Source organism: Lysinibacillus sp. FSL R5-0849 (assembly GCF_038595075.1).
Lineage (GTDB): Bacteria > Bacillota > Bacilli > Bacillales_A > Planococcaceae > Lysinibacillus > Lysinibacillus fusiformis.
The window spans coordinates 2,048,189-2,071,904 of record NZ_CP152004.1 but is presented as its reverse complement, the minus strand read 5'-3'; the positions used below and the strand labels follow the sequence as shown (position 1 = coordinate 2,071,904).

Here is a 23,716-nt window from a genome sequence, read left to right as displayed (position 1 = left end):
CCCCTCTCACCCTTTCATATTACTTATTACTTAACGAACCACAACAAACATTGATATATCAACGTTTCCCTACAAAAAAACACTCGCTATATAAACGAGTGTTTTACGTTTTTTATGACAACCACTTCGGTGGTGTGTTTTTTTCCCAGTAAATATCGCCTAGATTATAGTGTGCCATGAAGTCGTCCTCGACGCTGTGATAGTGGAAGTTGTAATAATAGCCTTCCTGAGGTCTTTTTTCAGTACGTACATGGAAGCGGATGACATCTGATCCTGTATCGTTATTGATTACATTGAAAATTTTCTCACCATAATTACCACTTGGCTTTTCAGAGATGGTTAAAGATGCTAAGGATTGCTCGTCCAAACTAGCGACAGTCATGGCAATCGCCTCCTCCATTTTTGGGAAGATGATGTTGTCAAATTCATGGCTAATTTTAGGACCAATTTTAGTACCAAACTTTATGTATGATTGCTCTCTCGCTGCATCCATAAGCAAGGCATTATAATCAATTTCTTCCTCTTGGATATGAACCTGCTCGTCACTACTATAATCAGGTTCAGCAGCTAGAGCTGTGCTTGTCCCCGATGCAGGACCGATAGATGCACGATTCGAAGGATTTTGATCGAATGCTTCCCATATTTCATGCGTTGGCGTAATTAAACCAAATGTTAAAAACGCAACCATTATGACAATACTTTTTTTAACCCACGTTTTCATTCAGTATCACCTACTCTTTATGTACAAATTGGTAATTCTCCTATTATTATATACGTTCTCGCCATTAAAAGGTTTCATATTTCTATAATTCATTGTACAATATTTATGAATAATGTGTCGGTTTTTTAAAGGAGGTACAAAGCATGAGCATCGTAATGGGTATTGGACTTTTATTAATGTTAGGTTACTTATCATCTTTATGTTTCACGGACTAATTTTTTTATTTTGTAATAAGCACTTTATTAAGCCCTCAGAAGCCTGTTATATGCAGTCTTTTGGGGTTTTTCATTTTTCTTTACAATGCATATTAACGCAAAATAATGTACAAAGTTGGGGCTAATATTATTAATAATTCTTAGCGGCGTGTAAGCAAAATTTTTTAATTTAGTAATACGTATTAACTCAAAGTGGTTATAGAAAACATGAAAGCATTTGTTATGGTGGCGGAGTTAAGAAGCATTTCAGGAGCTTCAATTGAACTAAATCACCTTCAATCCAATATGACTGCAAAAATAAAAAAGATTGAATCACATTATCACCAAGAACTGTTTATCAGAAATTCAAAGGGAGTAAAATTAACAAGATATGGAGAAAAATTATAGCATCAATATAAAAAAATACTTTTTCTTTGGGAAGAAACAGAGAATTAGATGAAAAAGAATGAGGAAAAACTTTGCTCTTTTTAACTGAAGTAATCAATCGAAATTGATAGTACTATACAGATCCAACTCGTTAGCTTCTTCCACATGTGTACTCACCTCTTCACCATCATACAGTACAAAACTCTCGTAATTCTATCAAATTTGAGATGTTATAGACATTAGAAAGACAAATATCGCACCATATTAGGGCGATATGATAAAGCATATATTGCAAATTTGTCAAAGTCTGATGTAAATACAATTTCTACGCCTGGTAATAGTACTCGGTGTAAATTTGGAATAATCATTTTTCAGCTATGTTGTTCAACAAACGCGCCCGATTGTTGAATAACTATTTTTTATTATTAATAGCGTTTTCTCATGTATTTCTATATCAATTTTAGGTAGTATAAATACTAACAATTTTCTCGTTTAATAAATTTTTTTTGCTTTTTTAAACCAATTTTTATTGTGAACGGACTACATTCACGTTTAAAACATTGGATAAATCGTTTTAAAGGTGTTGATTCTAAATACTGTTTCATTGAACTCTTATACAATCCTTCACTTATTAAATAGATATGATTTGTCATTTGGACTATAGGGGTATCTACATTATATTTTGAAAAGACATGATAAAAGAGACATTTCCAAAATCGAAAATGTCTCTTTTCTAAATGTTTGATATTTATATATCACAGACGTTCTTTAGCTACACTTTTATTTTGTTTTGGTAGCTTCAATAATCCATTTAGCTAAGTTGTCTATTTGCCCTTCTACAGCAATCGGGTCTCGAAACCATGACTGACTTTCGTTCCACAAGTATACTTTTCCATCTCGAATTGCAGGTAAGTTACCCCAAATCGGATCAGCCTGCAGTTCCTCTAACGTCGATTTAGTTGTTAAAACCAAATAATCACCTGTATACTCAGGAAGCATTTCTAACGAAAACTCATAAAATGATTCTGCTAGCATGTGTTCTGGCACAGTTGAAGGTGGAGTTGCACCTAATATTTCATACATAATTCGACCGCCACGCCCAGATTTCGGTCCAAATAAGAATACTTTTCCATCGTATTCCTGCATGACAGACACTGTTTCTCCCTCATTAAGTACATGTTGAACTTCTTCACGTAATTTATTTGTGTGACTTTCAAAATTGGTAATCCATTTTTCAGCGACATCCTTTTTATCTAATAAATCACCAAAATAACGTATTTCCTCCTGAATCGTTTCAAAGCTATTGTAAGGCATAGCCACAGTTGGCGCAATCAGCGAATATTTTTCTACTGCTTCTTCTTGATTCAGTTGGGTAATGATTAAATCTGGTTTCAATTGAACCAGTGCTTCTAGCGAATCTCCCACATCTGTCACACCGTCAAGCATCCCTTCTATGTATGGACTATCCATTAAAAAAGAAACAGATGCAACTGGTTGGACGTCAAGTGCCAACACGGTTCCTAAATAGGCAGGTGCCGCTACACGTTGTGGTTGGGCAGGCACTTTCACATCTCCGAGTGCCGTTGTCATTGTTCGCATTTGAATGTTGGCAGGTGCTTCAGACTTACTTTGATTCGATTCAGTTGAGTCACTATTTTCGTTTGCCCCTTCTGATGATGTCCCACATCCCGATGTGACCATAGTTAGACACAATAGCGCCATTGCTAACAGATTTTTCTTTCTAATTGCCATATCATTTCCTCCATCTAGCATTAATTGATAATGAATATCACTATCAATTAAATGATACATTGCTGGATGTGGAGCAACAATGGACAATTTTGTCCAATTCATTGTATCTTTTGAACCTATATCCTGATATTGCTTGCGGTATTCCCCTGGTGTTATACCTGTTTGCTTCTTAAACATACGGTTAAAATAGATAGTGTCAGGATAACCAACATAAGCAGCTACTTCCTGTAGTGTCGCTTCGGTATCACACAGTAACCTTCGCGCTAAGTCTATACGTAAGCGTATCGTATAATCAAGTGGACTGCATCCCATCTGTTCTTTGAATTTCCTCGAAATGTATTGCGGAGTGTAATTCATTTGCTGGGCCAGCTGCTCCATGGAAATCATGCCACAATAATTTTTTGCGATATAGCGGACAACTTGTTCGGTTAGCGATGGGGCATGTACATGCTCCATCCGCTCCTGTAACGCTGCATGTACGAAACGGATGAAATCCCCTTTGGCCTTCAGTCTCATCAATTCGTGGTCATTCTTTAGATTATTCTCTTTGTCTACCTGTTTATTGTTAATTTGTTGCCAGTCTGCAAACATAGATTCTAGCATCTCCAACATAAAAAGTGGTTCGGAGGGGGACACTGCCCAGCTTTTCATAAATGGATTGTCTGTTTGCATCATCATATGAAACTCTCGCATTGCGGAAGCAGGTAAAGAAGCATTATATAAAATCATATAGAGATCAAGAAAATCAGTAGTTTGAACCGTTAGCCGCTGCCCCTTACCAATATGTAGTAAATGAAACCTTTCGGATAGCCACACTTCATCATTTACCCACAGTTCAGCATGTCCATTTGCAACAAACATAAACATGCTTGCTGGTGTTACATAATCATAAATCACATCGCCTCGCCCTATTCGTTTAATTCGAACGTCCAGTACACGAATGACAACTTGATTCCACAATTGAATTTGTTCACCTATATTCATAATAAAACCATGTAACGAATACTATCTACCCAGTCCATTAGATTGCTCCTTCCTATGCTATTACAATTTAATCAGTTATGATAATCATTTTGATTTTCGTTTCAAGTTATGTCAAGAACAGTACATTAAAGTGTTGGATGTAATTTATTATGGTTTCAAAAAAACTTCTACGCCCCTTTATATTTATTTTACCGCAGCAGTAAAATACTGCTCCACCAAGTGTGCTGTCTCTATTTTTCAAAAAATGCACTTACTTATGGTACGGTTCACCACTATTAATGCGAGATTACCTCCTCCACAATCTGGCCCTTTAATTAAAACGAGCGCTAATTCTTGTTACAGAAACGCGCCCGACAAGTGCATCGTCCCTATTTTGCACATACTGGTAAGCCAGTCTGTAGTACTTCTCTTTATTCTGCATCACAAAATCTGCGATGTTTGTTCCTAAATCTGTTTTATTCATCTTTTACAACCTCTCCTTAAGGTAAAAAATTCATTATAAGCGCACTCTATTGATTTTGACGTACTACTAACTTAAAAAGTTTTTCTACCACAAATTAAAATATAACCATTCAAATATTCTTCTTTTACTACGTTACAGATTATTATTTATGAATCTCCAAAGAATAAAAAAGGTAGCAACATTTACTGCTGCTACCTCAATACTTAAGTATATATCAATAACAAAAAGTCGTTCTTCTTCAACTATTCTGCGCCGTTAGTTTAAATGAGAAACTTCATAATCTTACTCTATAAATCAACAATAAAATCCAATTTTATTGAAAACGTTCCTCAACAATCTGGCCCTCACTTTATATTATTTGAATTCAAATGCCTGAACTTCCTTTTATTGTTTTTTTTCCAACTTCTTAATTCAGCAATTGCAATTGTTTTTTTATATAACGACAGATAGAATGGCTCTCACTAATATCAATCCCAGTAGATAAATGTGGTCCCTGTTGTTCAAGTTCTCGTCTTAACATTATTTATTAACCACACAGATTGTAAGTTTTTATTTTATAGTTATTACACCTTCTTTGCTAATTAATTCTAATTTGTTTGAGGCTTCTCCAATCTTTCCTTTTTTTAATTTATCTGTATGTTTTTCTTTCTGATAACCTTCTAAATTTACACTTATGTCGGATGATTCACTGTTCGCTGTAAGCTCTAATGATTTGGGTGTTTCTTTATATGCTATTGTAATATCTCCCTTAACCGAATATATTCAGTTACTGTCATGCCAATCGTGGATTGGAATATTCGATGAAAGTGATACTTTGAAAAATTTGATTGTGCTGCAATATTTTCCAAGGGTAGTGGTTCATGTAGGTTTTCTTCCCCATACAAAATAATTTTCTTAATTATAATTTCATGGTTATACAACGAAGGCACCTCCTTTAAATATAGGATATCAAAGTTCTTCATTCGCTTTTTGATATATCTTGCGAAGTAATCGCTGCATCCTAAAAATCATTAAAAAGAGGTTGATGTAATGTCAGCCTCTTTTTATATCTGCAACAATAGGGTCCTTTAAAAGAAAAAGACGCGTTCTTAAATAATCGCGCCCTATTACGGAAGATTAGCTAATTATATAAATGTCCTTTCAGTAAAGTTACACAGTCCCCAATTAACTCAACTTTTTCTCCTTTTATCTTTAGTTTTATTTCACCCCCGCGCTCTGAATCCTGATATGCTGTAAATTCTTTCTTATTTAAGAGACCACTCCAATATGAAGCTAATGCGCAGTGTGCAGAGCCTGTAACGTAATCTTCGTTAATTCCTATCTTTGGAGCAAAATACCTTGATACAAAGTCATACTTATCTAATCCACGACTAGTAATAATTATACCTGGACCCTCTAGTTCTCGAATTGCATCCAAATTAGGCATTACGTTATGAACCATATCATGGTTTTCCAGTTCTAAAATGTACCGATCTTCTGCCCAAGCAGCATCTTTTATGTGGAAATCAATAACACGTTTTAATTTCTCAGTCACTTCTGTTTGAGTTGATTCTTTTAAATTAAACTTTAGAATTATTTGTTGTTCAAATAGCTCAGTTTGAAGAAGTCCTGATTGAGTATAAAAGTTAATTGTTGACTCTGATGAAGAAAAACCCTCACTCCATAAAATATGAGCAGCTCCTAATGTACCATGCCCACATAAATCAATCTCTTTAGTCGGTGTGAACCATCTAAGTTGATAGTTATTTCCATTTTCCTTTGAAATAAAAGCTGTAATAGGTTGATTGAGTTCTTTTGCTAAGTATTTCATCCACTCTTCTGATCTTTTCTCTCTTAAGAAAACTATTGCTGCAGGATTTCCCTTAAATTTTTCTTTTGTAAAAGCATTGATAAAATAAAATTGGCTATTCATATGCCGTCCCATCCCTAAATTTAATAGCTTCATATTCTTATCTATATTTTAACATAAATATCCATTTTTCTTTAAAGGTATTGTTAAATTAAATGGCCAGTTTGTGGAACAATAAAAAATCCTGCATACCAACACAGGATTTTACTTAAAACTATTTATTAACGTCATGACTTTTTTTCAAATCTACATCCAATTCTAATTGCCTTTTAATTGAGTAAATAGTGTTTCTAGAAAGAAGCAGACTCTCATAAAAGAGCCTGCCTTCCCTGTTTTGTAAAATTAAGCAGCTGTACGTACGTTTGAAGCTTGAGGTCCACGTTGACCTTCCTCCACATCAAAAGTCACTGCTTGACCTTCTTTTAAGGTTTTGTAACCTTCGCCTTGAATCGCTGAGAAATGAACGAATACGTCGTCTCCACCTTCACGTTCGATGAATCCGAAGCCTTTTTTGCCATTAAACCATTTTACATTACCTTTTTCCATTTGTTTTGCCTCCTAGTATGTAAACACACACAATGTAATACTATCCATGCTCTCAGTGATCATCAAGATGAAAAGTTACAAATCCTTTACATCGAACAAAAATAATTCTTTTTAAGAAGAATATTTTTTAAATAAAATGTAAATACATAGAAAAATCCACTGACCGTCTATGTAGATGTAAAAAATTCTTAAAGTATAGAGGTGAGATTGATTGTTTTTTCTTCTAGAAAAAATGACTTAAATAATATATTGTATACCTAAAACAATGAAACCCCTACCTCTCTTTCATCCTTATGGCTCCTTGTCCGTGCCAGTGTGAATCAGGATTGCAAAAATCAGGTGACTATTTTATAAAGTTATTTTTTGAAACTTCAAACCTTCGTAAAAGAAATTTAAATAATAAAAATTGATGAAATTGTAGAACAAAAGAGGTTAATGCTCTAAAGGTGAGTGGGAGAAGTTGAATGTCTTTAAAATGATTTACTTTTAATAATAAACATATTCCCTAAAAATTCAGAATATTTACGCAAAATGTAATACATTATCTTAAATTAACCTTAACAGAAACTTTTTATTTGATTTACAGTAATCCCTTTAATTAATACTAGTTCACTAATCAAAAATTCATGTGCGTTATCTAACATTTTTTTTTCGCTTGAATTAAGTCCTTGTTCTTTCTTCATACGAATTAAATCACGTACAACTTCAGTACATTCTTGTATTTTACCCGTATTTATTTTGTCCGTGTTCACTTTATACCTTTGTTTCCAAGGCAGTAATCTATCTGATTCTCCATGTTGAAAAATGTTTATGATGTGTTTTAATGCAATTATGTCAGTAACAGGGCGTATACTAGAACTCAATATTTTACCTGTAGGAATCATGATTTGCATATTACCGATTAACATTTTTATGACATAATACTGTTGCTTTTCCCCTGAGATTTCCTTTTCTTCTATAGCTTTAATTATACCTACTCCGTGCATTGGATAAACAATGTTATCGCCAATTTCGAACAAATAATCCACCTCCAATATGGTAATCTTCTTAACCTTAACATATAAATTGTTTATTATCAAATTTTTTAATAATATCATAAATATATTTTATTTGTCAAATACTTTTTATTTAAAAATCAGAAAGAGGACTCTGTATCCCTTTAACTGTTAGTTCAAGAAGAATATTATTAAATTCATTTTTCAAACCAAACTACAGTACTTTTTAGCGGAAAATTATCGTATGAGAGGATAGACGACACTCAATTATACGAGGTTAAATAATATAATTACAATAGAACGTACACGTGATGATATTGGTACGCGTACCCCGAAAACTAAAAATAGTTATCGAAGAATTTTGGTGGATAATCTTGTAATTGATCTATTAAAAAAATACCAAGTATGGTGTAAACAAATTTTATTGAAACATGGCAAACTTGACATTCAGTTATTTGTATTTATAAATAAATTCAATAACCTATTGCATGGCCATTCATAAAATATTTAGAGATACGATTTTAAAAGCTGGTTTCCATGTAATGAAAGAGTTAGAAGAACAAGCAGTGGAAGTTTTCAGTAGAAGTTTGGAATGCGGAACTGGGGCTAGCAGTGGGGCTAATTAATGTAAAAGTCCGTGTAAACGTTGATAAATCAATATTTTTGCCATTTATTTAATGTTTCACGGACTAATTTTTTTTATTTTGTAATATGTACCCTACAAAGCCCTCAAAAGCCTGTTATACGCAGTCTTTTGTTGGGGTTTTTCATTTTTCTTTACAATGTATATTAACGCAAAATACATTGGCTCGATATCTGAATGTACTCTTTCTACAAAAGCATCATCTTCAAATATTTTTTTAGAATATTAATAATTTGGAGAGCAAAGCGACAACTAATATAGCTGCATATTTTTCTAGGCTAAATATTTGTAAAGTTCGTAGAAATCACCTACCAAATCAAAAACAAAGTTTTTTGGGAGTGTGAGTACACTCCCGTTGTTTGCGCTTCTCTTTCTTTTACCTTTATCTTTTCATTGTTTTATTTACAATTCTTAAAGCCTTCATTGTAAACCATTTTTAGGAATTGTAAACGTTCTTTACTCTCCAACCTATTTAACAGTCTACGCCATTCTTTAAAGGCATCCCCAGCTGTTGTTAATGTATCAAGAAAGTCTTCATCCAATCCTTCGTTTTTCAAATTTTCTTTGATTATAATAGTCATATCTGAAAATATAAGTGTATCGCCTTCTTCAGCAAATGCAACGTAATTAGGTGTTACACGCATAGCTTGCTTGAACGTTGGTCGTTCCATTGTTGGATGGGGCTTATCAAAACTACATATTAACTGTTCACCTGTTGAGTAGACGTGCACATATATAACGTTATAATCAATTTGATGTTTTTTAGCCTCTTTCTTCTCTTCAGTCATAACTTATACCAACCTATCTTTTACGCATCTTCTAAAGATTTTTAAATAACATTAGCAAGTTCGGCACCAATCTTTTTTGGGGATTTCTCCAGATTCTAGAGCTTTTTTCTCCAAATCCGTTTTCGGTAGAAGATTCTTTTTTTACACATTTTGTCTCACTTCTAAAGTAGTTGTTGAGATATTTACACGTTGTTTTTATATGCCACTTCAAATATTTTACATTAACTCATCTGAAATCTCTAACCTTGTATCATCATTTACAATGTAGTACCAAATACCATCTATTGTCTTTCCCTCACCCTTGATCTCTATTTGCTTTATTATTTGAGCAGCAGATTTATATGCTTTTTGAATATCAATTAGTTGTTCTAGTTTTAAGTTTGTTTGTACATTTTTTTCTAATATTTTTAATATTTTCGGATATTTTACCAATGAAGAAAATTCAGTACCCTTTTCAATAATTTTACTTATCACTTCTCTTTGCCTTGTTTGCCTACCGAAATCTCCAAGAGGATCTTCTTTCCGCATTCGAACATATTTAAGAGCAACATGACCATTTATTTGTTGTTTTCCCTCAGGTATAAACACATCTTCAAGAGTGAAAGCAAATTTATTATTTACTGTCACTCCACCAACCGCATCAACAATATCCCTAAAACCTTCCATATTAACCTTAATGTAATAGTCAATAGGAATATTTAAAAATTGTTCAACAGCCTGGACTGTTCCTTCCACTCCACCATAAGCATAAGCCGCATTTATTTTACTATAAGAATTTTTCATAGGATTATAAACTCTCGTATCACGTGGAATGCTTACCATTGTTGATATTTCTGATTTAGGATTAACAGTAACTACTATCATAGAATCAGAACGACCAACATCATTTGGTCGCTCATCCACCCCTAGTAGTAAAAATGAGAGGGGTTTTAAATTTTCTATATTAGTTTTATTTTGCTGTTGTTTATCATTATCCTTGTCTTTATTCAAAGGTTTATAAATATGGTCAACTGATTGTGCTACAGTTCTATAGATCCCATAACTAACTAAACCAGCAAAAATAATAAATAGAGTTAGCACAAGTATTATTATCTTTCTGATATTCAATTTTTTCTTCTCTTTTAATTTATACATATACTTCACTGTCCTTACTATTTACTTAGTGTAAGTAATCTTTGAAAACATACATCATTAATTATTTTCATTTATTGTTTCTAGAATCAAAGAAGCATAGAATTCAGCACCTTCTGGTTTCAAATGTACTCCATCCTGATAAAAGTAATTTTCTTTTCCTTCACTAGCTGCATACCAATCAATAATAGTTGCGTTTTTAAACTCAGGAGCAACCTCTGAAATCGTATTGTTTACAGTTTCCTCCCATTCTTTAGGGACACGTGTATTTATAAGGTAAATTTGCTTATCGCTAAGTAAGGAAAGTAAATTACGTAATTGGTTTGAAGTAAAGGGGCCATTTGTCCCAAGCTCTATAACAATTTTCCCACCTAATTTCCCTTCTGTTTGTAGCTGTTTAATAGTTTCTTCCCCCTGTATCATTTGACGACCAACTTTTCCATCAACTAAGATTCCTGGAAGTAACTCTTCTAAATAAGGAGCGACACCAACAATGACCGAATCCCCAATAACAGTAACCCCTGTCACATCTTGAGTATTAACATTTTTTGAAACTTCCGTCTTCCCCTCCACTTCCACCTTGTCATGAATCTCCTCAATGTGAGTTGCTTTTACTTCTTCTATGGATTTATTTGTCGGAACGGTTTTATTCATACCATAACTAACAATGCCAATGGAAATGAGCAATAGTGCTAGTACAAGGATTAGTTTCTTTTTACCTTTTGTTTGTTTCTTCTCTTTTAATTTATACATAATACTTTCCTCTCTTAATGTGAATATAATTTAAAAACTCTCCTAAATATTTTCCTTAACTGCTTCTAGTATTATAGAAGCATAGTATTCTGCACCTTTTGGTTTCAAATGCACTCCATCCTCATAAAAATAATTTTCTTTTCCTTCACTAGCTGCATACCAATCGATAATAGTCGTGTTTTGGAACTCAATAGCAACCTCTGAAATCACTTTGTTCACATTATCCTGCCAATCTTTAGGGACACGTGTATTTACAATAAAAACTTGCTTATCATGAAGTGATGAAAGTAAATTACGTAATTGATTTGAATTAAAGGGACCATTTGTTCCCAGCTCAATAATAATCTTTTCGCCTAATCTCCCTTCTGTTTGTAGCTGTTTGATAATTTCTTCCACTTGACTCATTTGACGACTAACTTTTCCATCAATCAAGATTCCCGGAAGTAACTCTTCCAGATAAGGAGCAACACCAACAATAACCGAATCCCCTATGACTGTAATCCCAGCCCCATCCTGATAAACAAAATTTTTTGAAACATTCTTTTCTTCCTTAGTGTCAATTTTTTCCTCTACATAAAGTATTTCCTCTTCATTAGCCGTGGCTTTAGATTCAATTTGGGTGATATACACTCTAAATATAATAAGAAAAAATAAGCTATAAAGAATGCTTGCCAAGTATATCGCACGCATATAATATCTTCTTAAGCGCCATTTGCTACGTGGATTTTCTTTAGAATTTCTTCGCCTAAAGGGTTCCTCTATATACTTGTAAGATAAAGATGCCAAAATAAAGCTAAAAACTAGTTGAATTGTGATGTGTGTAATACTAAATTCTTTGTTGGTTGTATTTGATAAAATAATGATTGGAAAATGCCATAAGTATAAGCTATATGACCTAACCCCTATCCAGCGTAAAGGTTTACATCCCAACATTGTTCCAATAATGCTTGCAGGATGTGCAAGGACCGCAACTAAAATTGCAGTAATAAAACTTAAAAATACAAATCCCCATGGATAAAGTGATTCATTAAATTTGTTGGTACAAACCATTAATATGAGAGTTATTAATAAACTTACTACTCCTATTACGTCTAAAATTAGTCGTGCTTGATATGGAACTTGATCTCTTTGTTTTAATTGTTTACTTGGCCAAATAAAAGCCAGAGTTGCACCAATAAGTAAGCCAAATGCTCTAGTATCAGTACCATAGTAAACTCTACTTGGATCAGTGCCAGGTTCATAAATCCATCCCATTGATATAGCTGATAAAGCTGCAGCTATTAAAATCCATTTGATAAGATCGCTTCTTCGTTTAACTATTGTTAATCCGATAACTAGAAAAAGTGGCCAAATAAAGTAAAATTGTTCTTCTATGGAGAGAGACCACAAATGTCCAATAGGTGAAGGAGGACCGAAACTTTCAAAATAAGAAACTTTGTTAAAAATTAACCACCAATTATTCACATAAAATAAAGCTGATACAAAATGACCCTTTAATGAAAGTAATCTATCTAAATCAAATATTAAAAGCCATGTTCCTACACAGAATAGCATCCATAGCATAGCTGGAAGGAGCCTCCTAAATCTTCGTATCCAGAAATTTAGCAGATTAAATCTTTGTTTCCCTTTCCACTCGTTGATAATTTGATCAGTAATGAGATAACCAGAGATAACAAAAAAAATCCCTACCCCAAGGAGACCTCCTTGTGCCCACTTAAGGTTTAAATGATATGCTATGACTGCAAGAACTGATATAGCTCTAAGACCATCAAGACCTGGCATATAGTGTTTATTTTTTTGATTTTGGATTTTATTCATGTTGTTACTTCAGTCCTTACTCTATTTATTGAAGGTTGAACAGTGGCATCAAAATCCTTTTTGCTCTCATTCAAACGCCACATCTTTAATATAAGGTTTGAATATCGCAGAAGTTTAACATACTTGTAAACAAATTGTCACAACAATAAAAAAGCTAAATTTGATATATGTGAAACTAAAATGGAAGTTTAAAATTTTGTGTTATCATACGAACACACTAAAATTTGTCGTACAAAGAATTTTGTGATGAAATGTATTACATGGATTTAGTTTGCTTTTTATTTATCGAGTTTTTATATTAAAAGCGATGGGACAGTCTTGTTTAAAAAGACTGTCCCATCGCTTTATTTTAAATGTATGATTTTTTTGAGGTGTATTTTTAATTTCTATTTCATGTATATTGCTATACCTTTTAATAAACCTTTATTTGTGGCAATAAATACTATATTTTTTCTTTCAAGTGATTGCTAATGCACCTTTCGGTTTGATTGCGTAGGGTAAAAAAACTATCAAAATGTCGCAAGGATGCCTCTAGTGGACCTTTAGGAAGGCAAGATAATAACCACCCTACCACCAATGCTATTATAACGATTAACATGTCTCCAAATGGTATTTCACCTAGACTAAAATTACCGCCAGCTAGTTGAATACCCCATACCACAACAAACTGAATTGCATACATCGTCAACGCCATACGTCCAACTAAGGCGAAAGGAATCACTAATTTAGAAATTTTTTTGGATATGATACAAACTATTCCAAGAGCAAAAAATGCTGCCCCAAGACCCATCAACGTCTGGAAAGAGGATGCACTATGTGAACTTGTTAAAAGTAGACTGTGCCACATTGGTGGTTCCACATTATATGGCCAGATTGCGTACGGGTCTAGTTCAATACTGTTTACCCCTTGAACACTTATAAGCCAATTTTCAAAGGTTTGACTTAAATCAGGAAGTACAAATTTAGACAACATAATACTAATTATAAGCATAATTGAACCACTACCTGCCAATGAAAGAGCAGTATGTGTACTAGTAAGATCAAGACGACCAATAGCCATTCCTGCCACAAAAACAGAGGAAAGTGCTAAAGCTGACATTGGACCCCCGGCAATATCATACAGAAGAAAAGCTTCAGAAAACAAACTCCCTCCAAGTACCATTACTGGTGGTCCTAACAAGATTAAACAAATTGCTGTTGTAACAAGCACACGAGTCGAACGGTACACCAGAGGTAAAGCAAGTACAAAAAGCGCTGCATAAGCGGGTAATATCACCCCAAACGGTGTATTTAACATAATGAGAGTATACCCAATAAGATCGATAAAAACCGCCCGTGCTAGCATGCGTGACCTAAAAGCAGTTTTTTCTATACCTTTATCCCTCATTCCCTGTGCCATGAGAGAATAAGAAATACCACCACAAAGTACAAATAGTAAAGTTGTATTTCCTGAAACGATTGCTGCATTCTTTTCATTCAAAGCAAAGTGTTGCACATACATTCCTAAGACTGCCAATCCACGCGCAACATCAAGAGCGACCAAACGACCGAGACCACCTGAGCTCCTTTTAGAACCATCAGGAGTTTCATTTTCGATTAACAATAAACATTCCTCCTTTTCCATATTGGGGCTATAACCATAGCCAAATATAACTCTCAATTGTCTCTAAAGATTAATCAATATGTAAACAAAATGTCACAAAACAACTTTGTATTGGCTTTCTTTGAAAGCTTCTTGTATCATCTAGACACTGGATAATACTAAATTTGATATGGGACTATACTTAAATAGATATAAAAAAAGGTGGACATTTACATGGACAAAACTAAAATTCTCATAATAGAAGATGACGAACCAATTGCTGATTTGCTGTCATATGGTTTAATGATGGAAGGTTTTCATACACGCATTGAAGCAACAGGATCTTCTGGGTTAAGTGCAATAGCAATATACAAGCCTAATCTACTTTTACTTGACTGGATGCTTCCCGATTGTAGCGGGTTGGATATTTGTAAACAAGTAACAACCACTTACAATATTCCCATTTTGATGATAACTGCTAAATCTGATATTACCGATAAAGTAATTGGGCTAGAATATGGAGCAGATGACTATATCACAAAGCCGTTTGATTTGCGTGAGGTAGTTGCTAGGATTAGAACAATTTTTAGAAGATTAGATCAAACGAATAGCTTGGAAAAGCAAGAAAAAAGTCAAGATATTAGATTTAAAAATATTTTAATTCTACCAGAAGAAAGGCTGGTAATAAAAGATGATATAAATATAGAGCTTACTCCCAAGGAATATGATTTATTAATGACTCTAATAGGACAAAAGGGTAAAATCTTTACTCGATCAGAGTTGCTCGATTTGGTATGGGGGTATGATTTTGTTGGTGATACACGTACTGTTGATACTCATATTCAGCGTCTTAGAAAAAAACTTGATGCAGGAGACATTATTACCACAGTATTTGGAATTGGCTATAAATTTGAAAAGCAGGTGAAGTAAAGGATGCTAAGAACTATTAAAGCAAAATTTATTTTTGGTTTTTTCGCCATCTTTTTTTTATCTTTTCTAGTACTTAATTACACTGTAAAAGAAGTAACTTGGACTAATAACGAGAAGATTATAACTTCTGATTTAGTTGAGTTAAAAAAAAACAGTAATGTGTATGTTCGCCAATCTTTTTTAATTAATCATTATAAAAATAACAAGCTTTATTTTGGTGAAATGGCAGAAGAAATGGTACACGACTTAAACTTTTCTACAGGTAGTAATGTAAGTGTTTATAGTTTAGATGGTTCGTTATTATATTCTTCTGATAAAAAGTCCTTTTTAGAAAAAATAGATACTGATCTTCAACAAGCTATTAAGGGAAAAACTGCTTATCATATCTCCTACTATCAAAATAAAGCCAAGGTTCTTTTCTCTTACCCTGTTGTAATTGATGGATCAGAGGTTGGAATTTTACGTTTTTCGAAAGATTTTAGCCTTCTTTATAATCAAAGTAAAAGGATTTTAGATATTATTTTTTATATAGCCGTGGTTATTTTTACTGTAGCATTTCTTTTTTCATATATTCTTTCAAGACATATCACTATTCCCCTCGTTGAATTAACACATGCATCTAATCAGGTTAAAAAAGGAAATCTTAATGTTAATATTCATTTTAAAAGAAAAGATGAAATAGGTGAATTGGCAATGAATTTCAATGATATGATCAAACGAATTAATAGTCAAATATCTACAATAGAAAGTGACCGTGATCGTTTAAAAGAGTTAAACAAGAAGGAAAAGCTATTTTTTGACAATATTACTCATGAGCTTAAAACTCCTCTTACTTCCATTCTCGGATATGCAGAAATTATAGAGCAAAAAGGAGAATCTGATAGAAGTTTTTTTAAAAAAGGTATGAAACACATTATTGAGGAAAGTCGGAGACTCCACAATATGGTAGTTAAACTTCTTGAAATATCTAAAGGCACAACGAGAGAATATCCATTCGAAAAAGTAGATACTAGTGAAATTTTAAAAGATGTTTGTGATTCTATGTCGTTTCGAGCTGAACGTTACAAAAAAAGTATAAATAGCGACATTCAAGAGGATTTGTATGTTTATGGTGATGACAATCGAATTCGCCAACTTTTTATTAACCTATTAGATAATGCTATAAAATACAGTTCACCTTTTTCACAAATAAATATTAGTGCAGAACTAGTAAAAGAAAAAATAATTTTAAAATTCATGAATCCTAGTAATCACATTGAACAGGAACAATTCACCAACCTATTTCAACCCTTTTTTTCAATAAATCAAGAAAAAGCAGAGGAAGGAAGTGTAGGATTAGGTCTAAGTATTGCAAAATCTATTGTAGAGGATCATAAAGGGATTATACGTATCTTTAATGAAAATCAAAATACCATAGTATATGTAGAAATGATATACATGAAGGATGAAAATTTATTATGAAGAAAAAACATTGGTTACATTGGTCAGCCGTACTATTTTCCCTTACCTTAATTATGACAGGTTGTAATATAGGAAAGCGTACAGAAACCATTATAATTTCAGACAATTCGGAGCAGCCTCCCATGGATCAGATGAATAAATCTTTTAAAGTTAAATCCATTTATCGTCTTCCACCGGCTAGTAAATTACTTGGTTGGTCTGATAATAAATCAGTCATTGGAATCTTTAAAGAAGAGGGATTATCTCATCTACAACGATTATCTTCCCCATATGAAAAACCTGAAGTTTTGCAGAAAATGAATAACAACATTTTTAACTTATATATGTCACCAGATGGTAAAATGATTGCTCAAACTAGATTGTCATCATATGGTCCTTCATTAAAGCTTATCTCTGTAAAAGATGGAAAAGAAAAAATTGAGATACCACTTAAGTCTAACCAGAATATCTACCTCCAAGATATAGCATGGTCTAACAACAGCAGATTTCTATGTTTTCTTAGCTCTAGCTCAATGATTGATGAACCAACAACTATTGGTGTATTTGATATAGTTTTAAACAGCCTTCAAACATACGAATTAGTTGAACTCAAAGATAAGGGAACTTTCGTAGGGGTAAATATCTCAGATGATGGAAAAAATTTGTTATTTACTATAATTCCGCCATCTAAACCTTCTAATGATAGTAGTCTTATTTTCGTGACGATAAACAGTAATAAAATAGAAACTAAGTACACACATCAAACAAATGGAAGTAAAACTACTTGGTTAAATAATTATCAATTTGTATTCCTTGGTAAAGATGAAACATTATACGAATATGATAGCCGTAATGGTGATCTTGCCATCTTATTAGAAAAAGTAAGTATATATGAATTTTCAAATGATCAAAAGAAAATCGCCTATTCTCTGAGTGATGAAGATAATGTTTATATAGGAAGATTTCAAGGTAAAAATATACTCAATGTAGAAACCATTTATCAAGGGTTAACACCCTATGAACTCTATTGGAGCCTTGATAATCAAAGCTTACTTTTACAAGGTAGAAAAATTTCTCAAATTCTTCAAACAGAAGAACAAGTATTTATTATTGATTTTTAGTTAAATGTATTAAAAATACTAAACCTTTAACTGTAGAAGAATTTAAAGGGTTAATGAATTATTAATACCGAATATACATTTTCAATGATCATCGTATACTCATCAAACTTTTTGCATAACCTATTTTTTGTACAATTAAGGTAAGAAATATGTATGGGAGACTTATTCACACTCAGTATTGTGAAATGATTGGCTATTCTTTATAGTTGAACTTCCACAAAATTTGAAGAAACATTTCTTACATGGTAGTAGGAACAAAACGAGGACAATCAAATAAACAGATTAGAACAATCAATCTTGTTTTGAATTAAAAATTGAAGATGAAAAATAAATTAATTATAAATGTTAAAAAAGGTTCATTTGATTCATGCCAGAGAGAACTAAATGATATCAAATGAACCAAAAAAACAATCAATGTTGGAATCTCGTACTAAGTATTGATATTGCAACATTGTTTTTGGTTTTTCTCATACAATATGATTGTATTTTTCCACTTGCTTATTATCCTTCCTTTGCCCGTTCTGCAAACAACTTTCTTCCTAATCCTGTAATGACACAAATCATTTCCAAAATCTCCTTCCCCTTAGGCATTTTTCGGTAATTTCTAACTGCTATCTTGCAATACACGTCATATAAAATGATATTTTAATTTAAAAATAAAGCCTTTGAAACGGAAGTCCCCTCTTTAGGTTTTATAGTAACTTGTTGTAAAGGATAGCTGTTGCTATCCCTGCTTCTTCTGCGACTGTTTTAAAGCTATGAACGAAGAAATTAAAAAGTTAAAAGAAGAAAAAAGAATCTCATTATTCCATTAGTTGAGATGCAAGAATTGACGGCTATGATCGTCAATTCTTTCATAAGTTTCCGTTCCTAATAAATAAAATTCGATAACATTAATTTTTATCTTCTAGTGTAAATTTAACGATATAAAATCTGCCCCCTAAATGTTAGTTATTGTCTAACAATTGGAGGTCGGTTCATCCTTTCCAATGATTCTACAGAAAGAATAGCGTATTATTTCATTTTAGGGAGTATTTTGTTTTGATAGCTTGATAGCAATGTGGCGGTACCCTAACCTTATAATTGACTTTACTCATCAAAAGTTTCAACTAAATTTTGCATCTCATCAATTAACAACTTTACTGAAATAGAAGCCTTTTTAATTGAGGGTACTGCTAGAGCAATTTCTCTGCTATATTTAGGTTCTAAATTTTTTATGCAAAGGTCATCTGGTAAATGCACTATGGTAAGCTTATGAACGATTGCTATTCCTAGTCCTTCTTGGATCATCTCCAACATTGTATTTATATGGGAAACAGTAAATTCCGCCTTTAACTTGACTTTACTCTTTTTAAATATACTGATAATTGGTAGTTCAAATCCTCCTCTGCATAATATGATTGGTTTATTATCCAAATCATTAATATGAATAAACTCTTTATCGGACAACGGGTGAGTCTTTGATAAAACGACAACCATCTTGTCCGTGGCAATTGGTATAACATCCATCTCTTTTCTGGGAAGGGTGATGAATCCTACATCGATGACTCTAGTAGATAGCCATTTTTCGATTTCATCTAAAGTGCCTTCGTAAATGACAATCTTTAAAGAAGGATATTTTTGTTGAAAAATCTTTATGATTTTAGTCAAAAACTTAGAAGCACTCGAAAAGCTTCCAATTCGTATAGTTCCAACCTCAAATCCCTTTTCCGCAGCTACTTCCTGCTCAATTTTGTCTACATGATTCAACACTTCCTTAATATGGAATAATATACGTTCTCCTACATCTGTTAGAATTAATCCCTTTTTTCGATCCCTCAACAGTATGGTAACTCCTAATTCTGCTTCTAAACTCAATATGGCATGACTAACAGCTGGCTGAGTCATATGTAAAGTATGCGCTGCTTTTGTAAAACTCCCCGTGTCTATTGCTGTAGCTAACACCTGTAATTGTGATATCGTCATCATAAGTAAATACTTATACCTCCTATTAAAATAATTGATTTTATTTATACTATATAAGTATAGTATCATAAATGATGTAATCATACCAAGGAGGCGTTATGTTAAATGAACAACCATATAAAAGTGAAAAACTTTTTTCTTCTTACTTTTCTAGTCATCATATGGGGGATACATTGGCCACTGGCTAAATTTTCCTTAAATTATTCATCTCCCCTATTATTTTCTGGACTGCGATTATTTATAGGGGGACTTATCTTACTTATAATTGCTATTCCAAGATATAAAATGCTTCGTTTTAAAGAAACATGGCCTATTTACTTTGTATCAGCATTCTTCAATATTATTTTATTTTACGGTCTACAAACAGTTGGTTTAAATTACTTACCTGCAGGACTTTTTACATCAATTGTTTATCTCCAACCAGTTTTAATGGGTATATTCTCATGGATTTGGCTTGGGGAATCCATGCATTTTCTTAAATTTGCTGGGTTAATTTTAGGTTTTGCAGGTGTGGGTGTCATTTGTTTAGGAGGATTAGCAGGACATATTTCGATTATCGGCGTTCTTCTTGCTTTATGTACTGCTGTTAGTTGGGCGTTCGGTACAGTGTTTATGAAAAGAACAGCTCAAAAAGTTGATGGAATTTGGCTAACTACACTTCATATTATAATTGGGGGACTGTTCCTACTTGCGTTAGGAACGGGAACGGAAAGTTGGTCTTCTATATCATGGAACATACAGTTTACTCTATCCTTATTATTTATTTCTATATTTGTAATTGCATTTGGTTGGCTTGCTTTCTTTACATTAGTTAGTTCCGGGGAGGCAAGCAAAGTATCAACATATACTTTTTTAATCCCTGTTATCTCTATTTTAGTGAGTTCTTTCTTTCTACATGAAGCAGTTACAATTAATCTTTTCGTAGGAATGATCATAGTCGTACTTAGTATTGTGCTTGTTAATATAAAGCCTAAAGAGAAGACTTCTGTTTCATCAGCATAAATATCATTTTAAGAATATAAAGAGGTATTGCTTTGAAATAAAGTTAACAAAAACAACCTGCACAATCCCTTATTTAATAATAAAAAAGAAGAATCCCTTTTGAAAAAAGATTGATCAAAAGAGATTTTTCTTTAGCAGTTTTAAGTTAGGCTTTTATAAAAAAGTTTGATTATTTTCTACCTGTGTTGCTCCACAATCCGCCGATCCTAATGCCCCTGAAAGTTTAGGAACGATTAAAAATGCAAATTTACGTAAATAGATTGTCTATTGATACACGTTTTATTCATATAGCATATAGTTTTTTCAGCAAAATCTTGAAAAGTATTATTGTAGCTATGTTTATATACCTTTGTATAAAAAACTGTTTAAACAATGTCCATTAGAAAAATCACGAAACGTTGATATACCAGCGTCCGTGACTTTTTAGTGTCGGCCCAAGCTTTGATTTAGGAAACAATTTTAAATTTGCTTTGTAAAAACTACTTAATCTTTTTCCACATGCACTCGCTTCACAAAGAATGATAAAATAAGTCCGATGATTGAAAGGCCAACGATAAAGATGTACGCATGCTTTGTTCCTTCCGCCATTAATTCACCTGGTGTAGCGTTTGGAAATTTCTCCATATGCAATGTTTGGCCATTTACCAATAATGTAATTGCCAACGCTGTTCCGATACCACCAGCAATTTGTTGTAATGTACTCATGACTGCGGCTCCATCACCATATAATTTGCGTGGTAATTGGTTTAATCCATTTGTTTGCGCAGGCATAATAATCATGGAAACACCGATGAAAAAGATGGTATGTGCCAAAATTACTTGCCAAATTGGTGTATCTACAGAAATCGTAAAGACAAAAAGTAAGCTTGAAATAACCGCTAAAAGATACCCAAGTGGCAAAAATTTCTTTGCGCCATATTTATCAAATAACTTTCCTACAAAAGGAGAACAAAAAGCATTCATTGCACTACCAGGTAAAAGAATCATCCCAGCTACTGTGGCACTAAATAGTAAAGATGCTTTAAGATACATTGGTAATAGAATGGCTGATGATAATATGAGGAGCATGCCGCTGAATAATAACAGCGTTCCTAATGTAAACATAGGAAATTTAAACACTCTCAAGTTAATCATTGGTTGTTTCATTTTCATTTGACGAATACTAAATAATATAATGGATACCGCACCTACAATAAAAGGCATATATACCGAAACAGAGTTAAATGATTTCTCCGCAATATTACTTAAACTATACATTAAACCGCCAAATCCAAGCGTGGATAACAGGACAGAAAACAAATCAATCGCAGGTTTTGTAATAGTTGATACGTTATCAATCTGTTTAAGCCCGATAATTACTAAAGCTACATAAAAGATAAGACTAATCCAGAAAATATAAGCCCAATTCAACGAATCAACAATAAGACCAGCTAAAACAGGACCAACTGCAGGTGCTGTTGTAATGACAAGTCCCATTAATCCCATCACAGCTCCACGTTTATAGATCGGAAAAATTAGTAAAATTACATTCATCATTAATGGTAAAATAATTCCCGTTCCAAGAGCTTGAACGATACGACCAACTAGTAAAACTGCAAAACTAGGTGCTGCTGCAGCTAAAATGGTTCCTACAATAGAGAAGATTAACGAACCGACTACTAGTTGTTTTGTTGTAAACCATTGAATGAGTAGTGATGAAACAGGTACGAGAATACCAATTGTTAATAGATAGCCCGTCGTAAGCCACTGGGCAGTCGCTGCTGACACACTAAAATCTGACATAATGTTAGTCAGTGCCATATTCAAGGCCGTCTCACTAAATAGCCCGATAAATGCAGCAAACATCAGTACAAAAGCCATACCTTTAGGGCTACGTACTGGTACAACTTGATTGGATGAAGACATAAATTACTTCCTTTCTTCCCTAGCAATAATTAGACCGGTCTATATAAATTTACGATGAATAAGTCCCTTTTTACTGGGACAGTAGTAAAGGGATCATCTTGTTAACATGATGTAATGGCTCACACGATTTTTTTGTAAAACATAACGTAACGCCCCCTTCAATTAAGGCACTAATTGTTTCACTAATTAAATACGCGCGATCTTCGTTATAGCCACTTATTCTTAATTTATCGTAATAAAGATTTTCCCACATTGTAAAGGTTTCTTCACAAGCCTGTCGTAGATTCTCATTGACAAATACAGTTTCCATCGCGAGCAATCCGAGTGGGACGTTTTTAAATTGTGTTTTGCGTTCTATGTCTCTAAAATGTTCAGCAATATTTCCGATATGATATTGAAATGCTTCGACTGGGTCATCGTAAACGGCTAAATTTTCTTTGATAGCTGTTGAAATCGTCTTTGCAGATAAATTAATCGCTTCAATTGCTAATTGTTCCTTACCATTAGGGAAATGATAATATAACGAACCTTTAGGCGCTCCGCTCTCTTTAAGTATTTCACTTAACCCCGTAGCGTGATAACCTTTCAAATGAAAAAGCAAGGTTGCTGCTTCTAAGATTTTCTCTCGGGATGTTTCTTTACTAGACATATATCTTGCCTCCTTCAAAATTATAACGAACGGTCTAGATAATTGTAAATACATTTTTTTATGTTGTCAATCTAAAATCTTTACTTTTTCACTACGTA

General features: G+C 33.2%; 21 protein-coding genes and 1 pseudogene. 6 read left to right on the top strand and 16 right to left on the bottom strand.

Annotation, left to right across the window (positions count from 1 at the left end):
• Positions 1-112: 112 nt before the first annotated feature.
• Positions 113-721: a YpjP family protein gene (locus MKY80_RS10070; RefSeq protein ID WP_008175017.1), complete on the bottom strand. Its 609-nt coding sequence runs from the start codon at positions 719-721 to the stop codon at positions 113-115.
• A 407-nt stretch (positions 722-1,128) separates the two neighbouring features.
• Here MKY80_RS10070 and MKY80_RS10065 point away from each other — a divergent pair.
• A pseudogene (locus MKY80_RS10065) lies at positions 1,129-1,320 on the top strand (LysR family transcriptional regulator); the annotation flags it as partial.
• A 762-nt stretch (positions 1,321-2,082) separates the two neighbouring features.
• Here MKY80_RS10065 and MKY80_RS10060 read toward each other — a convergent pair.
• The 7 genes from MKY80_RS10060 to MKY80_RS10030 all read right to left on the bottom strand — a co-directional run bounded on the left by MKY80_RS10060 (position 2,083) and on the right by MKY80_RS10030 (position 7,930).
• Positions 2,083-4,038 carry an AraC family transcriptional regulator gene (locus tag MKY80_RS10060; protein ID WP_342532825.1) on the bottom strand — a complete coding sequence of 652 codons (1,956 nt, stop codon included), beginning with the start codon at positions 4,036-4,038 and terminating at the stop codon, positions 2,083-2,085.
• 310 nt (positions 4,039-4,348) lie between these two features.
• On the bottom strand, positions 4,349-4,501 hold the full coding sequence (locus tag MKY80_RS10055; RefSeq protein WP_239355067.1) for a hypothetical protein: 153 nt from the start codon (positions 4,499-4,501) through the stop codon (positions 4,349-4,351).
• Positions 4,502-5,050: 549 nt separating this feature from the next.
• Positions 5,051-5,236: a DUF4097 family beta strand repeat-containing protein gene (locus MKY80_RS10050; protein ID WP_258954671.1), complete on the bottom strand. Its 186-nt coding sequence runs from the start codon at positions 5,234-5,236 to the stop codon at positions 5,051-5,053.
• Positions 5,233-5,463, bottom strand: a complete 231-nt coding sequence (locus MKY80_RS10045) for an AraC family transcriptional regulator (protein ID WP_342532823.1) — start codon at positions 5,461-5,463, stop codon at positions 5,233-5,235. Before MKY80_RS10045 ends, MKY80_RS10050 begins: the two co-directional genes overlap by 4 nt.
• A 158-nt stretch (positions 5,464-5,621) precedes the next feature.
• Positions 5,622-6,413: a PhzF family phenazine biosynthesis protein gene (locus tag MKY80_RS10040; RefSeq protein ID WP_043989862.1), complete on the bottom strand. Its 792-nt coding sequence runs from the start codon at positions 6,411-6,413 to the stop codon at positions 5,622-5,624.
• Between the two features lie 279 nt (positions 6,414-6,692).
• Positions 6,693-6,896 (bottom strand): cold-shock protein, encoded by a 204-nt coding sequence (locus MKY80_RS10035; RefSeq protein ID WP_090001655.1) that lies wholly within the window; start codon positions 6,894-6,896, stop codon positions 6,693-6,695.
• 557 nt (positions 6,897-7,453) lie between these two features.
• Complete coding sequence (locus tag MKY80_RS10030) at positions 7,454-7,930, bottom strand: CarD family transcriptional regulator (RefSeq protein WP_008175037.1); 477 nt, start codon at positions 7,928-7,930, stop codon at positions 7,454-7,456.
• A 449-nt stretch (positions 7,931-8,379) separates the two neighbouring features.
• On the opposite strand from MKY80_RS10030, the gene MKY80_RS10025 reads away from it, so the two are divergent.
• Positions 8,380-8,517, top strand: a complete 138-nt coding sequence (locus MKY80_RS10025) for a hypothetical protein (protein ID WP_175487824.1) — start codon at positions 8,380-8,382, stop codon at positions 8,515-8,517.
• A 415-nt stretch (positions 8,518-8,932) separates the two neighbouring features.
• Here MKY80_RS10025 and MKY80_RS10020 read toward each other — a convergent pair whose 3' ends face one another.
• The 5 genes from MKY80_RS10020 to MKY80_RS10000 form a co-directional block, all read right to left on the bottom strand.
• Positions 8,933-9,322, bottom strand: coding sequence for a hypothetical protein (locus tag MKY80_RS10020; RefSeq protein WP_089984643.1), 390 nt, complete (start codon positions 9,320-9,322; stop codon positions 8,933-8,935).
• A 216-nt stretch (positions 9,323-9,538) separates the two neighbouring features.
• Complete coding sequence (locus tag MKY80_RS10015) at positions 9,539-10,456, bottom strand: LCP family protein (protein WP_008175040.1); 918 nt, start codon at positions 10,454-10,456, stop codon at positions 9,539-9,541.
• Positions 10,457-10,513: 57 nt separating this feature from the next.
• Entirely contained in the window at positions 10,514-11,206 is a 693-nt protein-coding gene (locus MKY80_RS10010) for a hypothetical protein (RefSeq protein WP_174804736.1), read from the bottom strand.
• Positions 11,207-11,248: 42 nt separating this feature from the next.
• Complete coding sequence (locus tag MKY80_RS10005) at positions 11,249-13,024, bottom strand: acyltransferase family protein (RefSeq protein WP_008175042.1); 1,776 nt, start codon at positions 13,022-13,024, stop codon at positions 11,249-11,251.
• 442 nt (positions 13,025-13,466) lie between these two features.
• Complete coding sequence (locus tag MKY80_RS10000; protein WP_090001659.1) at positions 13,467-14,648, bottom strand: DUF418 domain-containing protein; 1,182 nt, start codon at positions 14,646-14,648, stop codon at positions 13,467-13,469.
• A gap of 192 nt (positions 14,649-14,840) precedes the next feature.
• Between MKY80_RS10000 and MKY80_RS09995 the strand changes: the two genes are divergently transcribed.
• The 3 genes from MKY80_RS09995 to MKY80_RS09985 are packed head-to-tail and all read left to right on the top strand — an operon-like array spanning position 14,841 to position 18,097.
• A complete protein-coding gene (locus tag MKY80_RS09995; protein WP_342532814.1) occupies positions 14,841-15,536 on the top strand; it encodes a response regulator transcription factor in 696 nt (231 codons plus the stop codon).
• A 3-nt stretch (positions 15,537-15,539) separates the two neighbouring features.
• Positions 15,540-16,997: a HAMP domain-containing sensor histidine kinase gene (locus tag MKY80_RS09990; RefSeq protein WP_008175053.1), complete on the top strand. Its 1,458-nt coding sequence runs from the start codon at positions 15,540-15,542 to the stop codon at positions 16,995-16,997.
• A complete protein-coding gene (locus MKY80_RS09985) occupies positions 16,994-18,097 on the top strand; it encodes a hypothetical protein (protein ID WP_089984649.1) in 1,104 nt (367 codons plus the stop codon). The genes MKY80_RS09990 and MKY80_RS09985 overlap by 4 nt, the downstream gene beginning before the upstream one ends.
• A gap of 1,089 nt (positions 18,098-19,186) precedes the next feature.
• On the opposite strand, the gene MKY80_RS09980 is transcribed toward MKY80_RS09985, so the two are convergent.
• A complete protein-coding gene (locus tag MKY80_RS09980) occupies positions 19,187-20,062 on the bottom strand; it encodes a LysR family transcriptional regulator (RefSeq protein ID WP_342533027.1) in 876 nt (291 codons plus the stop codon).
• 105 nt (positions 20,063-20,167) lie between these two features.
• Here MKY80_RS09980 and MKY80_RS09975 point away from each other — a divergent pair, with 105 nt between their 5' ends.
• The gene (locus tag MKY80_RS09975; protein ID WP_171364778.1) at positions 20,168-21,064 is read left to right on the top strand and encodes a DMT family transporter; all 897 of its coding nucleotides are present in this window, start codon (positions 20,168-20,170) and stop codon (positions 21,062-21,064) included.
• Positions 21,065-21,547: 483 nt separating this feature from the next.
• On the opposite strand, the gene MKY80_RS09970 is transcribed toward MKY80_RS09975, so the two are convergent.
• Positions 21,548-22,969 carry an MDR family MFS transporter gene (locus MKY80_RS09970; protein WP_090001661.1) on the bottom strand — a complete coding sequence of 474 codons (1,422 nt, stop codon included), beginning with the start codon at positions 22,967-22,969 and terminating at the stop codon, positions 21,548-21,550.
• Positions 22,970-23,039: 70 nt separating this feature from the next.
• Positions 23,040-23,618, bottom strand: coding sequence for a TetR/AcrR family transcriptional regulator (locus tag MKY80_RS09965; protein WP_008175062.1), 579 nt, complete (start codon positions 23,616-23,618; stop codon positions 23,040-23,042).
• Between the last annotated feature and the right edge of the window lie 98 nt (positions 23,619-23,716).

Bases quoted from the DNA above. Each gene is read 5' to 3' on its own strand.
- MKY80_RS10070 (WP_008175017.1), bottom strand. From the start codon at position 721: ATGAAAACGTGGGTTAAAAAAAGTATTGTCATAATGGTTGCGTTTTTA.
- MKY80_RS10060 (WP_342532825.1), bottom strand. From the start codon at position 4,038: ATGAATATAGGTGAACAAATTCAATTGTGGAATCAAGTTGTCATTCGT.
- MKY80_RS10055 (WP_239355067.1), bottom strand. From the start codon at position 4,501: ATGAATAAAACAGATTTAGGAACAAACATCGCAGATTTTGTGATGCAG.
- MKY80_RS10045 (WP_342532823.1), bottom strand. From the start codon at position 5,463: ATGAAGAACTTTGATATCCTATATTTAAAGGAGGTGCCTTCGTTGTAT.
- MKY80_RS10040 (WP_043989862.1), bottom strand. From the start codon at position 6,413: ATGAATAGCCAATTTTATTTTATCAATGCTTTTACAAAAGAAAAATTT.
- MKY80_RS10035 (WP_090001655.1), bottom strand. From the start codon at position 6,896: ATGGAAAAAGGTAATGTAAAATGGTTTAATGGCAAAAAAGGCTTCGGA.
- MKY80_RS10025 (WP_175487824.1), top strand. From the start codon at position 8,380: ATGGCCATTCATAAAATATTTAGAGATACGATTTTAAAAGCTGGTTTC.
- MKY80_RS10020 (WP_089984643.1), bottom strand. From the start codon at position 9,322: ATGACTGAAGAGAAGAAAGAGGCTAAAAAACATCAAATTGATTATAAC.
- MKY80_RS10015 (WP_008175040.1), bottom strand. From the start codon at position 10,456: ATGTATAAATTAAAAGAGAAGAAAAAATTGAATATCAGAAAGATAATA.
- MKY80_RS10010 (WP_174804736.1), bottom strand. From the start codon at position 11,206: ATGTATAAATTAAAAGAGAAGAAACAAACAAAAGGTAAAAAGAAACTA.
- MKY80_RS10005 (WP_008175042.1), bottom strand. From the start codon at position 13,024: ATGAATAAAATCCAAAATCAAAAAAATAAACACTATATGCCAGGTCTT.
- MKY80_RS10000 (WP_090001659.1), bottom strand. From the start codon at position 14,648: ATGGAAAAGGAGGAATGTTTATTGTTAATCGAAAATGAAACTCCTGAT.
- MKY80_RS09995 (WP_342532814.1), top strand. From the start codon at position 14,841: ATGGACAAAACTAAAATTCTCATAATAGAAGATGACGAACCAATTGCT.
- MKY80_RS09990 (WP_008175053.1), top strand. From the start codon at position 15,540: ATGCTAAGAACTATTAAAGCAAAATTTATTTTTGGTTTTTTCGCCATC.
- MKY80_RS09985 (WP_089984649.1), top strand. From the start codon at position 16,994: ATGAAGAAAAAACATTGGTTACATTGGTCAGCCGTACTATTTTCCCTT.
- MKY80_RS09980 (WP_342533027.1), bottom strand. From the start codon at position 20,062: ATGACGATATCACAATTACAGGTGTTAGCTACAGCAATAGACACGGGG.
- MKY80_RS09975 (WP_171364778.1), top strand. From the start codon at position 20,168: ATGAACAACCATATAAAAGTGAAAAACTTTTTTCTTCTTACTTTTCTA.
- MKY80_RS09970 (WP_090001661.1), bottom strand. From the start codon at position 22,969: ATGTCTTCATCCAATCAAGTTGTACCAGTACGTAGCCCTAAAGGTATG.
- MKY80_RS09965 (WP_008175062.1), bottom strand. From the start codon at position 23,618: ATGTCTAGTAAAGAAACATCCCGAGAGAAAATCTTAGAAGCAGCAACC.